Raw genomic sequence first — 1,174 nt, forward strand, 5'->3', positions numbered from 1 at the left:
GAGGAAAAAAAGGAGTTTCTCATCGTATCTCTGATGAAATGCAAAGCGGAAATTGAAGCTATGATTTCAGGCTGATTATTTTATATAAGAGTGTCCGTAACGTCCGCTTCTGACACATAGCCGCTAGGCTAAACACGTATCAAATGCGTCATCATTTCAAAGTCGCCGACTGATAAATCGACTTTGAAATCATTGAGCTGATGAGTAGCTTTGGTTTTCGATTCCGCACTCATTACTTTTTTAATCTCTGTAAGAATCAGCAAAGAGATCAGATCCCGGCTTCGCGAATATCATGCGCGTTAATGGCACCGATAACCTGTCCGGCATCAGATGTCACGGGTGCTGCGGATATCTTCCGCTCCTGGAAAAAAGCCAACGCTTCGGCTGCATGCTGACCCGCTGAGAGGGCAAAACCAGGCGAGGTCATCGCATCCTGCACCGGCGCGCTGAGCGTGCCGCCTTTAAGGGGTCAGTTTGGAGATCGGAAATTTTTGTACGTCAAGCACATTATTTAAGCAATCCAGATACGTAAGAGATTGATTTAGCGTCAGTGGCTATCGCTCTTGCTGTAACGCATTTAGGTTAACAGCATCACTGATGATGAAAAAGCTGGCAAGCTATCCGAAACAGAATGGTCTGGCAAAGGCGCTAAGAGAGATTGGGCGTATCGAAAGGTCATTGTTTATGCTGGACTGGTTCAGGGATCCTTCACTGCGTCGACGCGTACAGGCGGGACTGAATAAAGGTGAGGCCCGCAATGCCCTTGCCCGAGCGGTCTTTATGCACCGGCTGGGTGAAATCAGAGATAGGGGGCTGGAGAATCAGAGCTATCGAGCCAGCGGTCTGACGTTGCTGACTGCGGCGATCTCACTGTGGAATACGGTATATATAGAAAGAGCGATAGATTCTTTGAGACGTAAAGGGATCCCGATTAATGAGCAACTGATTACCCATCTGTCACCACTGGGATGGGAACATATCAACCTGAGCGGGGATTACGTCTGGCGAACAAACCTCAAACTGGGACAGGGTAAATACCGCGCATTACGCTCAGTGGATAGTAGTCTGTACAAAAAACAGGCTTAGCGTAGGATATTTAATGAGATGGTCACTCCCTCCTTCCCGGTACTATGCTGAGGATAGGCTTTCATTCGGAGAACTATCATGGAAAACA

General features: G+C 47.7%; 1 protein-coding gene and 1 pseudogene. One reads left to right on the forward strand and one right to left on the reverse strand.

The genetic code is table 11. The features are described 5' to 3' along the window. Positions 1 to 268: 268 nt before the first annotated feature. Positions 269 to 427 (reverse strand): CBS domain-containing protein, encoded by a 159-nt coding sequence (locus tag EDF78_RS25485; protein WP_243839493.1) that lies wholly within the window; start codon positions 425 to 427, stop codon positions 269 to 271. A gap of 155 nt (positions 428 to 582) precedes the next feature. Here EDF78_RS25485 and EDF78_RS25490 point away from each other — a divergent pair. After that, positions 583 to 1,086, forward strand: a pseudogene (locus EDF78_RS25490) (Tn3 family transposase); the annotation flags it as partial. Between the last annotated feature and the right edge of the window lie 88 nt (positions 1,087 to 1,174).

The organism is Rahnella sp. BIGb0236 (genome assembly GCF_004364755.1).
Classification (GTDB): domain Bacteria; phylum Pseudomonadota; class Gammaproteobacteria; order Enterobacterales; family Enterobacteriaceae; genus Rahnella; species Rahnella victoriana.

Excerpts from the sequence above, each read along its gene's own strand:
- EDF78_RS25485 (WP_243839493.1), bottom strand. The coding sequence starts at position 427 with ATGACCTCGCCTGGTTTTGCCCTCTCAGCGGGTCAGCATGCAGCCGAA.